This window comes from Paenibacillus curdlanolyticus YK9, from assembly GCF_000179615.1.
GTDB lineage: Bacteria > Bacillota > Bacilli > Paenibacillales > Paenibacillaceae > Paenibacillus_T > Paenibacillus_T curdlanolyticus.
The window spans coordinates 428,084-441,482 of the sequence record NZ_AEDD01000001.1 but is presented as its reverse complement, the minus strand read 5'-3'; the positions used below and the strand labels follow the sequence as shown (position 1 = coordinate 441,482).

At 53.5% G+C, this 13,399-nt stretch carries 14 protein-coding genes; 1 reads left to right on the top strand and 13 read right to left on the bottom strand.

Features of this window, described 5'->3' with window-relative positions:
- Positions 1 to 2 precede the first annotated feature (2 nt).
- The 4 genes from PAECUDRAFT_RS02050 to PAECUDRAFT_RS02035 all read right to left on the bottom strand — a co-directional run bounded on the left by PAECUDRAFT_RS02050 (position 3) and on the right by PAECUDRAFT_RS02035 (position 3,086).
- Positions 3 to 596, bottom strand: a complete 594-nt coding sequence (locus tag PAECUDRAFT_RS02050; protein WP_006036430.1) for a hypothetical protein — start codon at positions 594 to 596, stop codon at positions 3 to 5.
- Between the two features lie 123 nt (positions 597 to 719).
- A complete protein-coding gene (locus tag PAECUDRAFT_RS02045; protein ID WP_006036429.1) occupies positions 720 to 1,151 on the bottom strand; it encodes a CoA-binding protein in 432 nt (143 codons plus the stop codon).
- A gap of 59 nt (positions 1,152 to 1,210) precedes the next feature.
- Positions 1,211 to 2,503: a 3-phosphoshikimate 1-carboxyvinyltransferase gene (gene aroA, locus PAECUDRAFT_RS02040; protein WP_006036428.1), complete on the bottom strand. Its 1,293-nt coding sequence runs from the start codon at positions 2,501 to 2,503 to the stop codon at positions 1,211 to 1,213.
- 22 nt (positions 2,504 to 2,525) lie between these two features.
- A complete protein-coding gene (locus PAECUDRAFT_RS02035) occupies positions 2,526 to 3,086 on the bottom strand; it encodes a shikimate kinase (RefSeq protein WP_006036427.1) in 561 nt (186 codons plus the stop codon).
- Between the two features lie 121 nt (positions 3,087 to 3,207).
- Here PAECUDRAFT_RS02035 and PAECUDRAFT_RS02030 point away from each other — a divergent pair, with 121 nt between their 5' ends.
- On the top strand, positions 3,208 to 3,507 hold the full coding sequence (locus PAECUDRAFT_RS02030) for a hypothetical protein (RefSeq protein WP_006036426.1): 300 nt from the start codon (positions 3,208 to 3,210) through the stop codon (positions 3,505 to 3,507).
- Between the two features lie 38 nt (positions 3,508 to 3,545).
- Here PAECUDRAFT_RS02030 and gndA read toward each other — a convergent pair whose 3' ends face one another.
- From gndA to PAECUDRAFT_RS01985, 9 genes are all read right to left on the bottom strand, one after another.
- Positions 3,546 to 4,958, bottom strand: coding sequence for an NADP-dependent phosphogluconate dehydrogenase (gene gndA, locus PAECUDRAFT_RS02025; RefSeq protein ID WP_006036425.1), 1,413 nt, complete (start codon positions 4,956 to 4,958; stop codon positions 3,546 to 3,548).
- Between the two features lie 244 nt (positions 4,959 to 5,202).
- On the bottom strand, positions 5,203 to 5,799 hold the full coding sequence (locus PAECUDRAFT_RS02020) for a hypothetical protein (protein WP_006036424.1): 597 nt from the start codon (positions 5,797 to 5,799) through the stop codon (positions 5,203 to 5,205).
- A 347-nt stretch (positions 5,800 to 6,146) separates the two neighbouring features.
- Positions 6,147 to 7,475, bottom strand: a complete 1,329-nt coding sequence (locus PAECUDRAFT_RS02015) for a uracil-xanthine permease family protein (RefSeq protein ID WP_006036423.1) — start codon at positions 7,473 to 7,475, stop codon at positions 6,147 to 6,149.
- Positions 7,472 to 8,173, bottom strand: a complete 702-nt coding sequence (gene thiE / locus PAECUDRAFT_RS02010; protein ID WP_006036422.1) for a thiamine phosphate synthase — start codon at positions 8,171 to 8,173, stop codon at positions 7,472 to 7,474. Before thiE ends, PAECUDRAFT_RS02015 begins: the two co-directional genes overlap by 4 nt.
- Positions 8,170 to 9,015, bottom strand: a complete 846-nt coding sequence (gene thiD / locus PAECUDRAFT_RS02005; RefSeq protein WP_006036421.1) for a bifunctional hydroxymethylpyrimidine kinase/phosphomethylpyrimidine kinase — start codon at positions 9,013 to 9,015, stop codon at positions 8,170 to 8,172. The genes thiE and thiD overlap by 4 nt, the downstream gene beginning before the upstream one ends.
- 33 nt (positions 9,016 to 9,048) lie before the next feature.
- Entirely contained in the window at positions 9,049 to 9,861 is an 813-nt protein-coding gene (gene thiM / locus PAECUDRAFT_RS02000) for a hydroxyethylthiazole kinase (protein WP_006036420.1), read from the bottom strand.
- A gap of 253 nt (positions 9,862 to 10,114) precedes the next feature.
- Positions 10,115 to 11,266, bottom strand: a complete 1,152-nt coding sequence (locus PAECUDRAFT_RS01995; protein ID WP_006036419.1) for an ABC transporter permease — start codon at positions 11,264 to 11,266, stop codon at positions 10,115 to 10,117.
- Positions 11,259 to 12,428 carry an ABC transporter permease gene (locus tag PAECUDRAFT_RS01990; protein ID WP_006036418.1) on the bottom strand — a complete coding sequence of 390 codons (1,170 nt, stop codon included), beginning with the start codon at positions 12,426 to 12,428 and terminating at the stop codon, positions 11,259 to 11,261. Before PAECUDRAFT_RS01990 ends, PAECUDRAFT_RS01995 begins: the two co-directional genes overlap by 8 nt.
- 26 nt (positions 12,429 to 12,454) lie before the next feature.
- Complete coding sequence (locus PAECUDRAFT_RS01985) at positions 12,455 to 13,396, bottom strand: ABC transporter ATP-binding protein (RefSeq protein ID WP_006036417.1); 942 nt, start codon at positions 13,394 to 13,396, stop codon at positions 12,455 to 12,457.
- Between the last annotated feature and the right edge of the window lie 3 nt (positions 13,397 to 13,399).

Below are 13,399 nucleotides of genomic sequence, written 5' to 3'. Positions count from 1 at the left end.
GTTTAGCGTTGATTGGATTCCCATCCGCCAAAATGTTGAATGACAGGACCCGCTTCGGCATATGCATTCGTCGCTTGATACACGGGATGCTGATGCGTTGCAGATGTTGCAGTCGCCCCATAGAATACTGGCTGATGCGCCTGTTGAATGGACGGTTGATACGCATGCTGTTGTTGCTGGAACGATTGGTTCACAGGACCGAACGAATCAGGGCCAGCTTGATAACCGTATCGGGAAATGACAGGACCTGCAGTATACGAATGGGACGACGCCTGTTGGTTGAATGTTTGATTAGGTGTGAAACTATGCTGCATTGGCTGCTGGTGCAAGTCAGGGCCTGCTTGCCAGCCTACGCGAGAAATCACAGGACCAAGCGATTGCGATGCTGGCGTGAAGTTCTGGGTGCTGCTATATGCCTGAGGAGCAGCATAGGACTGATGACTGGAGGCTTGGTAACTCCCCGGAAGAACGCCTGGCTGCCCAAAGCTTGGTTGGCTAAGTTGGCCTTGATAATGCGACTGCACATAGCCGCCTGCATGATATGGCTGTTGTGCGTTCTGCGAAAACGTCGTTCCTTGCTGGTTCCCTTGATACATGCGATGTCGTCCTCCTTGGATGCTTACGTAGTTCGGCTCCGGATCGTTACCTAAGCAATTGCCTATGATGACGATCGGAAACCTCACTTATTGTAGGAAACGACACCGCATTTTATCCTGACACTATTTGGATTTGCCGCCCGGCAGCAAAATGGAATCTTCCACCTTGATGCAGCGATCCATAATGATGGTTACGCCGCCAGCGGTAGCAATCGCTGCCGCCTCTTCATTGGCAATGCCAAGCTGAAGCCACAATACTTTCGCTCCGATGGCAACCGCTTCTTCAGCTACAGGAGGCGTGTGCTCGCTGCGGCGAAACACATTGACAATATCAACAGGTTCAGGGATATCGGCCAATGAAGGATAACATTTCTCGCCCAGAATCGTTTGCGCATTCGGATTCACCGGAATAATCCGGTAGCCCTTCGCCTGCATCGCCTCGGAAACCATGTAGGATGTCCGGTCCGGCTTATCTGACAGCCCGACAACCGCAATCGTGTTCGACTGCTCCAAGATGGTGCGGATTTCGTCGCGTGATGGATGCGTATATGCCATCAATGTAACCTCCCTGTAGTCTAAAATAGACTGGCCGCCCTGAATAGGGCGGCACAGTGTTATTCAACCCACTCGACTTGCGCGCCGAGCGCCTTCAGATGATCGAAGTAGATCGGATACGATTTTGCTACATGATGCGCGTCGCGAATCCGGATCGGCTGCTTCGAACGCAGGCCTACAACAGTTAGCGCCATAATCACGCGATGATCGTAATGCGCATCGATCTCGACGCCGCCCTCAACGCCTTCTGGACGGCCATGGACGATGATTTCGCTTTGACGCTCTTCCACGTTAGCGCCTGCTTTACGCAGCTCGTTCAAGTAATCGGTAATGCGATCGCACTCTTTATAACGGAGATTCTCAACATTGTAGAAACGGGAAGTGCCTTCGGCGAATACAGCGGCAGCTACCATTGCAAGCACAGCATCTGTCGCCACGTCGCCGTCGAACTCCAGCGCCTTAAGCTTGCCGTTGCCCTGTACGCGCACAACAGCATTATCGTGCGTCAATGGCACATTCATCATGCGGAGCACATCTACAATCGCGCGCTCGCCTTGTTTGCTCTTCTCTTCCAGCCCGCGCAGCGTCACATCGGACTCCGTTACGGCTGCTGCCGCAAGAACGGCTGCCGAACCCGGATAGTCGCCTTGCACACGGTATGTTTTCGCCTCGTACTTCTGGCGGCCTGGAATGCGGTAGTGCATCAGATCCTCGCTCGCGTGGATCACAATGCCTGCTTGCTCGATAACTTCCAGCGTCTGGCCAATGACGATTTTGGATTTGAGATCATGAAGCACTTCAATCTCGCTATCCTCTTCAAGCATTGGCGTCAGGAAGAGCAGCGCACTAAGGAACTGCGAGCTGATATTGCCGGACACCGTAATTTTGCCGCCCTTTAGTTGACCCCCGCGAATCGTGATCGGCAGCTTGCCTTCATTATGCTCAATCGATGCGCCCAGTTGCTCGAGCGATACGATCAAATCATCATGCGGGCGTTTGCCGAGCGAATCCGGATACGTGTTAACGAATGTAACCTCCGGGCTCAGGGAAGCGATCGCCATCAAGAAGCGAAGAACTGCGCCAGCATTGCCTACATTCAGCTCTTTCACGTCGCTTGGACGGCTGCCGAAGCCTGTGATCGTAATTTTCTCTTCATCCTCTTCGACAACCGCGCCCAAATCGCGAATGCAACGGCGCATAGCATCGCTATCTTCGCTGTGTGCAGGATAATAAATCGTACTCGTACCTTCAGCCAGTGCAGCTACGAGCAGGTAGCGAGTTGTGTAGTTTTTGGAAGAAAGCGCCTGAATGTCGCCTTGCAATCTCGGTGTAGGCGTTACGATAACGTCCATGTTTGTTGAGTCCCCTTTTATATTATTTATGTAGTTGATATCGCTGTTCCACAATTATTTTACATACCGCTTCAGGGGTTAGCCCTGTCGTATCGATAATTAGCGGTGCAAAATCATAAGCGGTCCGCCGCTCCTCCAGCAATCGGCGCACGTTAGCCGCCGTATCCCCTTGCAATAAAGGCCGCGATGAATCGCTAGAAACCCGCTCTACAATATGGGCTTCGTCCGCTTTAAGCGCAACGACTAGCGCATGTGCAAGCATCGCGCTGCGATTCTCCTCGCGAAGAACTGCGCCTCCCCCTGTCGCAACAACTGCCGGCGCATCCGACTGCAGAATGTTCCTCAGCGTATCCGTCTCAATGCTGCGAAAATGGGCTTCGCCGCCTTCTGCGAACAAGTCCTTAATCGCTTTGCCCGTAACTCGAACGATTTCTTCATCCGAATCGATTCGACGCCAGCCCAATTGCTCGGCTAACAGCCGGGAAACTGTCGATTTGCCCGTTCCCATAAATCCGACTAGAACAATTTTATCGGTGATTCCCGTATTCGAAGCGCCCGAATGAGGATGGTTTGATTCGCTCATCATGAAACCCTCCTCTTTACATACCGCCTTATCATACCATTTTTTCCGGACAAACTGGTATAAAAATCTTCATTTTGCCGTAAGGATGAGAGTAGAGAAAAACATGAAGGAGAACTGGCCTATGTATGAACCAACTCGTCCGCTGCCACTGGACAGCCCTGCCTCCAAACGATTAAACCGGCTGCTTGACCCCTCTTATCCGCTTTGCCGGGAAGATGTCATCTGGGTGCTTGAATATATCAAAAAGAAAGTGGCTGACATCGATCCTACATTGATGGATAGCTCGCAGCCGAATCTTATTAAAGCATTCCATTCTTTCGCTGAAGCATCCATGAGCCTGATCCAACGCAAAAACGGCGACCATGAGGTCGACCGCCTGCGCCGATGGCTGACAGACGCAGTAGAAGGGTTGTCCTCCTAGCTTTCGCTAGAGGACAACCCTTCTTCATGTTAAGCGTATTAGTTACCCATCCAGTTGTGGTGGAACGAGCCTTCTTTGTCCAGACGTTTGAACGTGTGAGCGCCGAAGTAGTCACGTTGCGCTTGCAGCAGGTTTGCTGGCAGGCGCTCTGTACGGTAGCTGTCGAAGTATGCGATTGCGCTTGCGAACGATGGCACTGGAATGCCTTGTGCAACAGCCGTGCCAACCACTTCACGCCAAGCGCCTTGGTACGACTCGACGATTTCTTGGAAGTAAGGGTCAAGCAGCAGGTTGCTCAGGTTCGGATCGCGATCGTAAGCGTCCTTGATGTTTTGCAGGAAGCGCGCACGGATGATGCAGCCGCCGCGGAAGATCATAGCGATGTCGCCATAACGCAGGTTCCAGCTATACTCGTCGGATGCTGCGCGCATTTGTGCGAAGCCTTGTGCGTACGAGCAAATTTTGCTCGCGAACAGTGCTTTGCGAACCGCTTCGATGAATGCTGCTTTGTCGCCTTGGAATGGAGCAGGCTTCGGTCCTTTGAGCAGCTTGCTAGCTGCTACGCGCTCTTCTTTCATTGCCGACAGGAAGCGAGCGAATACGGATTCCGTGATGATCGACAGTGGAACGCCCAGGTCGAGCGAGCTTTGGCTCGTCCATTTGCCTGTGCCTTTTTGTCCAGCCGAGTCCAGGATAACGTCAACCATCGGTTTGCCCGTTTCTGGATCGTATTTGGAGAAAATATCAGCCGTGATCTCGATCAGGTAGCTGTCGAGTTCGCCTTTATTCCATTCTGTGAAAATTTCATGCAGTTCTTTAGCGTCCAGGCCAAGAACGGATTGGAGCAGGTTGTAGGCTTCGCAGATCAGCTGCATGTCGCCGTACTCGATGCCGTTGTGCACCATTTTGACATAGTGGCCAGCGCCGTCCGGTCCGATGTACGTGCAGCATGCATCGCCGTTTACTTTAGCCGAGATTGCCGTCAGAATTGGCTCAACCAGCTTGTATGCGGACTCTTGGCCGCCTGGCATGATGGAAGGGCCCTTCAGTGCGCCCTCTTCACCGCCGGAAACGCCCGTGCCGATGAAGCGGAAGCCTTGCGCCTCAAGCGCTTTGCTGCGACGAACTGTGTCAGGGAAGTATGCGTTGCCGCCGTCGATAATAATATCGCCTTCCGACAAATGCGGAACGAGCGAGTCGATTGTTGCGTCAGTGCCTGCACCAGCTTGTACCATGATCAAAATTTTGCGCGGCACTTCGAGGGAAGCGACGAATTCTTCAATCGTGTACGTAGGAACGAGGTTTTTGCCTGCTGCTTCTTGGATGAGATCATCCGTTTTCTCGCGTGAACGGTTGAAGACCGATACTGTGAAGCCTCTGCTTTCAATGTTGAGGGCCAAGTTTTTACCCATTACAGCAAGGCCGATTACGCCGATTTGTTGTTTAGACATTCGTTTCTTCCATCCCTTTTCTCTGGTAGTTTGTTCGTAATAATTATTATTGTACTCTTTTTGGCAACGGAAGAAAACTGTCGACAAGGAAAAAACCGCCACACTTTCATCACAATTTCTAATCATACCCGTAAAGGTTTTTTATAATAGCAGCCAAAAGAACGGGACTCATCCCTTATTGGCGACGAATCCCGCTCCTGTTAGCCGATTATTCGGCAGTATTATGGTGATGTCGAGAGTGCCCTTAAAGCTCAAGCTGCAGCATTTCGGAACGAAGCCCGATCAGCTTTTCCTTGGAGCCTGCGATCGTCTCCTCGTCATTGTTCGTTAACGCCTCGTAAAGCACCGACAGCTCGTAATCAAGCTCGTAACGCAGCACCGCAGCCCGTTCCTCCGCCCTCTTCGATTGGAACGCCTGAATCATTTCCTCGATCGTTACAAAAGGTTTTTTTTGATAAATAATCCGATGTTCCATGCCGGACACCTCCACTAAACGTATAATTTCACCGAACATAATGTTCTCGATGACAATTTGACGGTCTTTTATCCGCTTAACAACTGCGTGGCCCCGTGTGTCATTAATCAGCTTTTCAATCAGTTCAGACAGCTTCTCGTCTTTAATCAAATAATCGCCTACGATTTTGTAACGCTGCTTGATTCGTTGGAAGCGTAGCTTAACAAGCTTCCGCCCAGTGCGGATCGAGATCAGGAATTGATATTCCGTTTCGCTCCAATACAAAGAGTAGCCTTCTTGGATAAGGTCCCGAATGAGATTCTGGATTTGCCGGCGGTCGAATCGCAGCTCCAAATTACAATACTCTACCTCGTGGCTCTTGTTCACGGCAATCCCTCCCTTGCAGCGATAATAGCGATCCTTTTTACGAAATGACGAAATGTTCTGACAATTAGTTCTTGTATCTAGTTTATACTTCATCTTATGTTCTGGCAACTTGGATTATTGACTATTTTTGAACGCGAGCGCGCCCGATTTGTCTCGGCCGTAGACGGATCGGCCGCCCTGCGCCAGCTGCGATAGCTTCGTGCTGAAGTAGAGGGGTATTGTCATCCTATTCACGCCCCCCATGCCAATATCCATCATCTGCAAAAAAGTTCTTGCTCTGCGCGTCCGCCGCGGCATCCAGCATCAAAAAAAGCCATGCAGCAGGCGCTGCACAGCTTGAAATCAACTTACTTATTCAATTTGCGAATTCGCTTGGGAATGGAAACGAGCAGAAGCTGAAGCAGCAGTACGCTTAGCGCGCCGACGAGCACTTGGTTCGTCAGTACCGTTCCCCAGAATCCCGAAACGCCGGACATGTTGCCCGGCAATGCAATCGCCAGCACAATCGCGAGGCCGACAATCGTAAAGTTCGCTTCGGTTTTTTCCATTTTCGTCAATAGCGATACGCCCGACATAATAAGCCCTGCCGCTGCCGGCAGGAATAAGCCGCCCACTACCGGTGATGGCGTTAGCGCAAGCACCGCTCCTGCTTTGGGAACGAAGCCCAGCACTAGAAAAATCGCGCCAGCCCATATAATCGGGTATCGGGAGCCTGTGCGGGTCAGTCGAAGCAGGCTCACATTTTGCGCATAAGCCGTTGTAGGCAAGCCGCCCAAAAATGAGGATAAGATCGAGCCTGAGGATTCGCCAACAAACCCTCGGCGGATGCGGCGATCATCCAGCTTGACGTCCGTGACCTCCGAAGCGGCTTGATAGACGCCCATCGCTTCCATAATAGCAGCCAAATAAGCGATCAAAAACGAAACGATGATGCTCATATCCCACTTGATGGCACCGTAAGGCAGCAGCTTAGGCAAAGCAAACCAGTCCTGCGCGCCCACCGTGCTAAAATCAATTTTGCCCATGCAGCATGCGACAACGTCTCCAACAAGCAGCGCGATAAGAAACGCATAACGCTGAAGCCAGCCTCGGCCGAAATTCGCAAGGATAACGACGATGGCTGCGGTTGTAATCGATAAAATGAGGACAGGCGATGCCAAGAAACCCGGTTCCCCCGGTGCTCCGCCAAGAAATTCATACATCGTAAATTGCGATAAGGCGATACCGACTACGCATATGACCGTGCCGGCCACGGCTGGCGTAAACCAGCTTCGAAGCTTGCTGATCCAGCCTGTAATTGACAGGATGAATACGACGATGGCGCTCACGAGCATGCCGCCAGAAGCGGCTGCCAGCCCTGATGTTTTGCCAGTTGAGATCATTAGCGCGTCGAAGGAAGCGGACGGCCCCTGCACGATCGGCAGCTTGGCCAGCCTTGTCGCTTGGGTCAGCGTAACTAACCCCGCCACTACGAATACCGCATTAATGAGCCCAGATGTCATAAAAGGCGTCATGCCGATCATAACGGCAATGAAGAGCGGGTCCAGCCAGACGTTCGAGACGAACACATGCTGCAGACCTAGAAGGAAGCTCTGCGTACCGCCAATGCGCTGCTCCACTTCCAGCTTTCGCTCAGGCTCCTCTGTATTAGAAGCTGTAGAAGTTGGCTCGTTCATAAGAAATACCCTCCTTTCGCGCGATTGTGAAGGCCTCGCTCAACGGCATCGCTCAGCGCCTTCGTCGCTGACCGTTCGTCCCCGGCATGCGTGATTGCCGTAATGACGGAAACGCCATCCGCTCCCGCCCCAATGACTTGCTCCGCATTGTCTGGCCTAATGCCGCCAATGCCTACGATTGGAATGCGTATATGCTGCATTCGCATCGACGCAATAACGTCAAGGCCGGATGCCGCCTTGGCATCCTCCTTCGTTTGCGTGCGATACAGCGGTCCCACGCCCAAATAGTCGGCACCCATCCGAATCGCAGCTTCCGCTTCTGGCAAGTCATAAGCAGACACGCCCAATATCCGATCGGCGCCGATCCGCCGCCTAACCGCTGAGGCATTCTCATCCTCTTGCCCAACATGCACGCCATCTGCATCAAGCGCCAACGCAAGATCAACGTCATCGTTCACGATGAACGGAATATGATGCTCCCGGCATTTGCCGCGCAGCCTGCTTGCAAGGGAAAAACGCTCGTCGCCTGCCAGCGCGCCGCTCCCCTTCTCGCGATACTGGAACATCGTGATGCCGCCCTGTATCGCTTCCTCCAACACCACCATCGGATCCTTCAGGCAGTTGTTGCTGCCCATGATCAAATAGACCGAAAGGAGCCGGCGAAGCTGCTCCTCCTGCTGCCATTGCGAAGCACTCATTCGCCCGCACCGCTTTCATGAGTGGGATGCGCGAATCCGTGCTGCTTCCGATAGGCCCAATGATTCGTCGGGCCATGGCCTTGTCCTAATCGCAGCGGCTCTGCGATGGCGGCCTGAATGAACGCCTTTGCCAATTCGACGGCTTGCACGACCGTGCGCCCTTTGGCCAGCTCCGCCGTAACGGCTGCTGCGAACGTACAGCCTGTGCCATGGGTATGGCGAGTGACGAACCGCGGCCCGCAGAATTCGTAAAAGTCCCGTCCGTCGAACAACAAGTCGATCACTTCATCCGGATTCGACTCATCGTGGCCGCCCTTCATCACGACATGCCTCGCGCCAAGATCAGCTATGATGCGCGCTGCTTCTTTTCGCCCGTCGAGCCCTTGAATCGAAATGCCCGCAATCAATTCAGCTTCTGGCACGTTAGGCGTCACGACTAGCGACAGCGGCAGAAGGATGTCGCGCAGCGCGCGAACGGCCTCCTCCAACAGCAGCACGGAGCCGCCTTTTGCAATCATAACGGGATCTACAACGACCTTGTCCCAACGATATTGCACGAGCTTCTCGCTAACGCCGCGAATGATGTCGCTGTTGAACAGCATGCCCGTCTTCACTGCATCCGTGCCGATATCTTCGCCGATCGCATCCATTTGTTGCTGCACCGCTTCCACCGACATCGGATAGATCCCTTGAACGCCCAGCGTGTTCTGCGCCGTCACGGCGGTTAAAGCCGTCATTCCGTAAACGCCTAGCTCCTGAAAGGTTTTTAAATCGGCTTGAATGCCCGCTCCCCCGCCGCTATCAGAGCCCGCTATCGTTAATGCTCTTGCAATTGCTGCCATGCCCATTCTCCTACTCTATGCAAAATCAATGCCCTATTCGTGCTGGCTCGTCAGCTTGCCAAGCCGCAGCACATCTTCCGGCGATACTAGCGACAATTGGTTCAAAAACGCGATCTGGAAGCTGCCCGGCCCTTGCTCCTTGGTCTTGCTAGCCGCAATCTCCGCTGCAACGCCATAAACGATCAATGCAGCAGCTGAAGCCTGCACGCGATCCTGCTCCACGGCCGTGAACGCGCCAATGACAGAGGTGAGCAAGCAGCCTGTTCCTGTAACGCGCGTCAAAATCGCATCGCCATTATGGACGGTGATCGTCCGCGTCCCGTCGGAAACAACATCGTCTTTGCCGGTAATAACCGCCACTGTGTTCAGCTGGCGTGCCGCTGCCTGCGCCAGTTCTGCCGCATTGCCCTCGCCGGTCCCTGCGTCTACCCCTTTAATTTGCCATTCGCGGCCGATCACGTTCGCGATCTCCGCCGCGTTGCCCCGAATGACGGCAACGTTCAGCTCGCTCATGATCGCTTGCGATACGCGTGTCCGATATGCCGTTGCTCCTGCGCCTACCGGGTCAAAAATAACTGGAACACCATGCGCATTCGCCGAAGCGCCTGCGATTTTCATAGCTGCAACATCCGTTTCATTCAACGTGCCAATGTTGAGAACGAGTGCGCTCGATATGCGTGCGATATCGGCTACTTCTTCCTTCGCATAGGCCATGATCGGCGACGCTCCCAACGCAAGCAAGCCATTCGCTGTAAAATTCGTCACGACGACGTTGGTCATGCTCGTTACAAGCGGGTTTAGCGCTCTGACCTTCCCTAGCAGCTCCGCTGCATGCTGTATATCCATCTCTTTTAACTCTCCCTATGTATATAAATACAAAAAAACGCTTTGCCTGCAGGTGCAAGCAAAGCGCTATTAATCATCACTTTAGCGTGATACGCGTCCCTACGATGGCATTATCCAACAGGTTCAACGGTCTACGACGGATTAGCCGTACTCTCAGCCTGCTTCCACAAGCTCCCGAGATATGCAATTGCGATCAGTGTATTACATCTCGCCATAAATTACAATGCATATCTTCTGCTGGAGGACGCAGCCATCAGCTTCCAATTGCTCCCCGGCTCGGCCGAAGGACGACAGCGCCGAACGCAAGCAGCACAGCGGCAAACAGCACCAAAATGAGGATCGGCATCACCGCGTTATGAAGTCCATGGCCCATCGACAGGCGATTGATCGCTTCGATCGCCCACAGCTGCGGCGTTGCATTAGCAAGCTTCTGCATATAGTCCGGCATAAACGAAACCGGCCAGAAGCATCCGCTGATCATGCAAGTCGGAGTAATGATCAAATTGCTGATCTGGCCAAGCTGAATGCCGTTGCGCACTAAACCAGCTATCGCGGAGCACAGTCCAACCGCTGCGAACAAGAAGCATTCCAGCACAAGGAACAGCATCGCTGGCGAAAATCCGGGATCGTAGCCGAATGCGTAGCACGACAAGCCGACCATGATCAACAGCTGCATCGTTCCAGTAGCTACGCTGCCCAAGAAGTTGCCGACTGCGATGTCAACTGCTCGGACAGGAGCAGCGAACATGCGCGCCATCGTCCGTTTCTCGCGATCCTCCATGACGAGGCTAATGGAGCGCGTAGCAAGGATCAAAACAAACAGCAGCATGATGCCGACTGTAATCGGCTGTTCTTTGGCAATGCCTAGCGCTGTCGGCGTTTGGTCCGCTCGAATGAGCTGCTCCCTTTTATCCAGCAATGCCGTCAAATGATGCTCGTTCAGCGCATGGGAGGACTGCAGCAGCAGCGCAGCATGGTGCTGCCGAGCCGTCTCGGCTTGAAGCGACAAGGCAAGCGACGCATTCCATAATTGCTCATTCATGCGGTACATCGCTAGTTTCGGCTGCTTGCCGCTAAGCAGTTGGCTGGAATAATTAGCCGGTATGAAGATGGCGGCGTCTGCTTTCTCGTCCATTACGCTTTCCTTGCGCTGCTCTTCCGTTTCGTCATTCAGCCATTTGATCGTAAACTTCTTCTCCTGCTGAAGCCGCTCGACGACCGCCTTGCCGAACGACCCTTGATCCTTATTCGTCACCTCGATCACAGCAGCGCGATCTTGCTGGGATGCGACAAAGCCGATGATGACAGCTAGCACGATAGCGGGCAGGAGCAGCGAAAAAAATATATCTTTGCGGGTGCCCAGCATCCGGCGAACCAGTTGACCTGCAATAACGAGACTAGACATGCTGGTTCACCACCTTGGACAATCGTAATGCTCCTACCGAGATTAGAACGGCAGCAATCGCAGCCAATACGCCGATTTGTCCCCATACTTCCGCACCGCCGGTCCCCATCATAATCCCCCTCAATCCTTTCATTGCCCAAAAATTAATCGTAAAGCGGCCGATCTTATCGATGATGCCGCCAATGTTTGCAACCATGCTCCCGCTTACGAACGCCGCAACGAAGGAGAAAATGGAGAACACGGACTGCATCGCTTTCACCGTTCGTACAATCGATGCGATGATCAGTGCCAGCCCGATGCCTGCCACGATGGTCAGAATGCAGACGATTGCAAGCAGCTCCATGTGAGCGCCCCAGTGTACGCCATATACGTTAGCTGTAAAGCCTACAATAACAACAGCTTGCAAAATGCCCAACAAGAAAGCACCGCCTAATTTGCCGCACAGCACGCTAATGCCGGATACCGGCTGCGAGAAAATCCGTTGAAGCGTTCCCCGCTCTCGTTCGGTCATGAGCGCCGTTGTGCCGGACATGCCTGCGTAGAGAAGGAACATGATCAGATAAGCGCCCGCATAATACTGGATGGGCGAGACGGAGCCGAACGCTTCATCGCTACCTGCGCCAAGCGTCCCTATCGTAACAAGCGACTCGTCACTCGGGGTTTCTTCCGCCTCAGCTGCCCCTCCCTGCTGGGGCAATGGATAGCCTGCTATCGCTGCTGATTGGCGTAATTCCGCCTCGGCCAAGAAACGCTCGACGACCGCCTCAACCGCTATATTTTTCTCTACCTTGCTGCCTGGGAGCAGCTCCCAATGCGCTGGCTGTGCTGCCATCACATTTTTGGAGAAAGCTGCTGGTACGACGACGCCATAATCGGCTCCGCCCGATTCGACCAGCGACTTGACCTCTTCCTCCGACGCCGCATCCTCAATTTCCACGAATTTGCCGAGTGCATCCGAGTGCCAATAGGTTTGGACCTGCTCGCGGAGCTCACCCTGATCCTGAATCGCCAGCGCTACCTTCGCCGATTTCATCTCGCCTCCGAATGCATTGCCCAGCAATAGAATGATCAGGAGCGGCAAGCCAAACAGAATGGCTAACACGCTGCGCATCCGGCTATATTTCAACAGCTCATATCGAGCCAACGTCCACCATACGCCCATTACGAACTTCTCCCCTCTCGCTTGAATTAGCTGTCGCGCAGCGTGCGGCCCGTCAGATGCAAAAATAACGACTCCAAATCCGGCTCGACTCGCGTCAGCGTTCGAAGCGCAATGCCATGCTTGTTCAGAATGAACAACAAATCCTGCAGGACGGTAGTCGACTCCTTCACGAACACTTCAAGCAGCCGCTCGCCTGTTGTTGTCACGCGTTTTACGCGCGGATGATTGCGAATTTCGTCCATCGCGCCAGTCGACTCCTGATCCAGCTCAAGCAGCAGCTTCTCCTCCTGCCCAGCCTGCCTGAGCAGCTGCTCCTTCGTGCCGCAGGCAATCAGCTTGCCATGATCCATTACGCCGACTCGCGAGCAAATCGCTTCAACCTCTTCCATGTAGTGGCTCGTATAGATGACGGTCGAGCCTAGGCGATTGAGCTCGCGGACAGACTCCAGAATATGATTGCGGGATTGCGGGTCGATGCCAACCGTCGGCTCATCCATCATAATGAGCTTCGGCCGATGAACGATTGCGCAAGCGATGTTCAGCCTACGTTTCATTCCCCCTGAGAAGGTAGACGGCTTATCCTTGGCGCGGTCCAGCAAGCCGACGAATGCGAGCGCCTCATCTACGCGATCCCGGAGCATTTTGCCCCGAAGGCCGTACAGCTTTCCGAAGAACGTTACATTCTCGCGAGCGGATAAATACTCGTATATCGCAAGATCCTGCGGCACCAGCCCGATTTGCCGTTTCACGTCAAGCGGACGGCGCTTGATCGAATGCCCGCCAACTTGAATGTCTCCGCTCGTTACGCTGATCAAGCCAGACAGCATTCCGATCGTCGTGCTTTTGCCTGCTCCGTTAGGCCCCAACAGCCCGAAAATCTCGCCTTCCTCAATATCAAGCGACAGGTGATTCACCGTCACGGCTTCTTCATATTTTTTGACAACCTCACGCAGCTCCACCAGCTTCATCTC

Excerpts from the sequence above, each read along its gene's own strand:
- PAECUDRAFT_RS02050 (WP_006036430.1), bottom strand. The coding sequence starts at position 596 with ATGTATCAAGGGAACCAGCAAGGAACGACGTTTTCGCAGAACGCACAA.
- PAECUDRAFT_RS02045 (WP_006036429.1), bottom strand. The coding sequence starts at position 1,151 with ATGGCATATACGCATCCATCACGCGACGAAATCCGCACCATCTTGGAG.
- aroA (WP_006036428.1), bottom strand. The coding sequence starts at position 2,503 with ATGGACGTTATCGTAACGCCTACACCGAGATTGCAAGGCGACATTCAG.
- PAECUDRAFT_RS02035 (WP_006036427.1), bottom strand. The coding sequence starts at position 3,086 with ATGAGCGAATCAAACCATCCTCATTCGGGCGCTTCGAATACGGGAATC.
- PAECUDRAFT_RS02030 (WP_006036426.1), top strand. The coding sequence starts at position 3,208 with ATGTATGAACCAACTCGTCCGCTGCCACTGGACAGCCCTGCCTCCAAA.
- gndA (WP_006036425.1), bottom strand. The coding sequence starts at position 4,958 with ATGTCTAAACAACAAATCGGCGTAATCGGCCTTGCTGTAATGGGTAAA.
- PAECUDRAFT_RS02015 (WP_006036423.1), bottom strand. The coding sequence starts at position 7,475 with ATGAACGAGCCAACTTCTACAGCTTCTAATACAGAGGAGCCTGAGCGA.
- thiE (WP_006036422.1), bottom strand. The coding sequence starts at position 8,173 with ATGAGTGCTTCGCAATGGCAGCAGGAGGAGCAGCTTCGCCGGCTCCTT.
- thiD (WP_006036421.1), bottom strand. The coding sequence starts at position 9,015 with ATGGCAGCAATTGCAAGAGCATTAACGATAGCGGGCTCTGATAGCGGC.
- thiM (WP_006036420.1), bottom strand. The coding sequence starts at position 9,861 with ATGGATATACAGCATGCAGCGGAGCTGCTAGGGAAGGTCAGAGCGCTA.
- PAECUDRAFT_RS01995 (WP_006036419.1), bottom strand. The coding sequence starts at position 11,266 with ATGTCTAGTCTCGTTATTGCAGGTCAACTGGTTCGCCGGATGCTGGGC.
- PAECUDRAFT_RS01990 (WP_006036418.1), bottom strand. The coding sequence starts at position 12,428 with ATGGGCGTATGGTGGACGTTGGCTCGATATGAGCTGTTGAAATATAGC.
- PAECUDRAFT_RS01985 (WP_006036417.1), bottom strand. The coding sequence starts at position 13,396 with ATGAAGCTGGTGGAGCTGCGTGAGGTTGTCAAAAAATATGAAGAAGCC.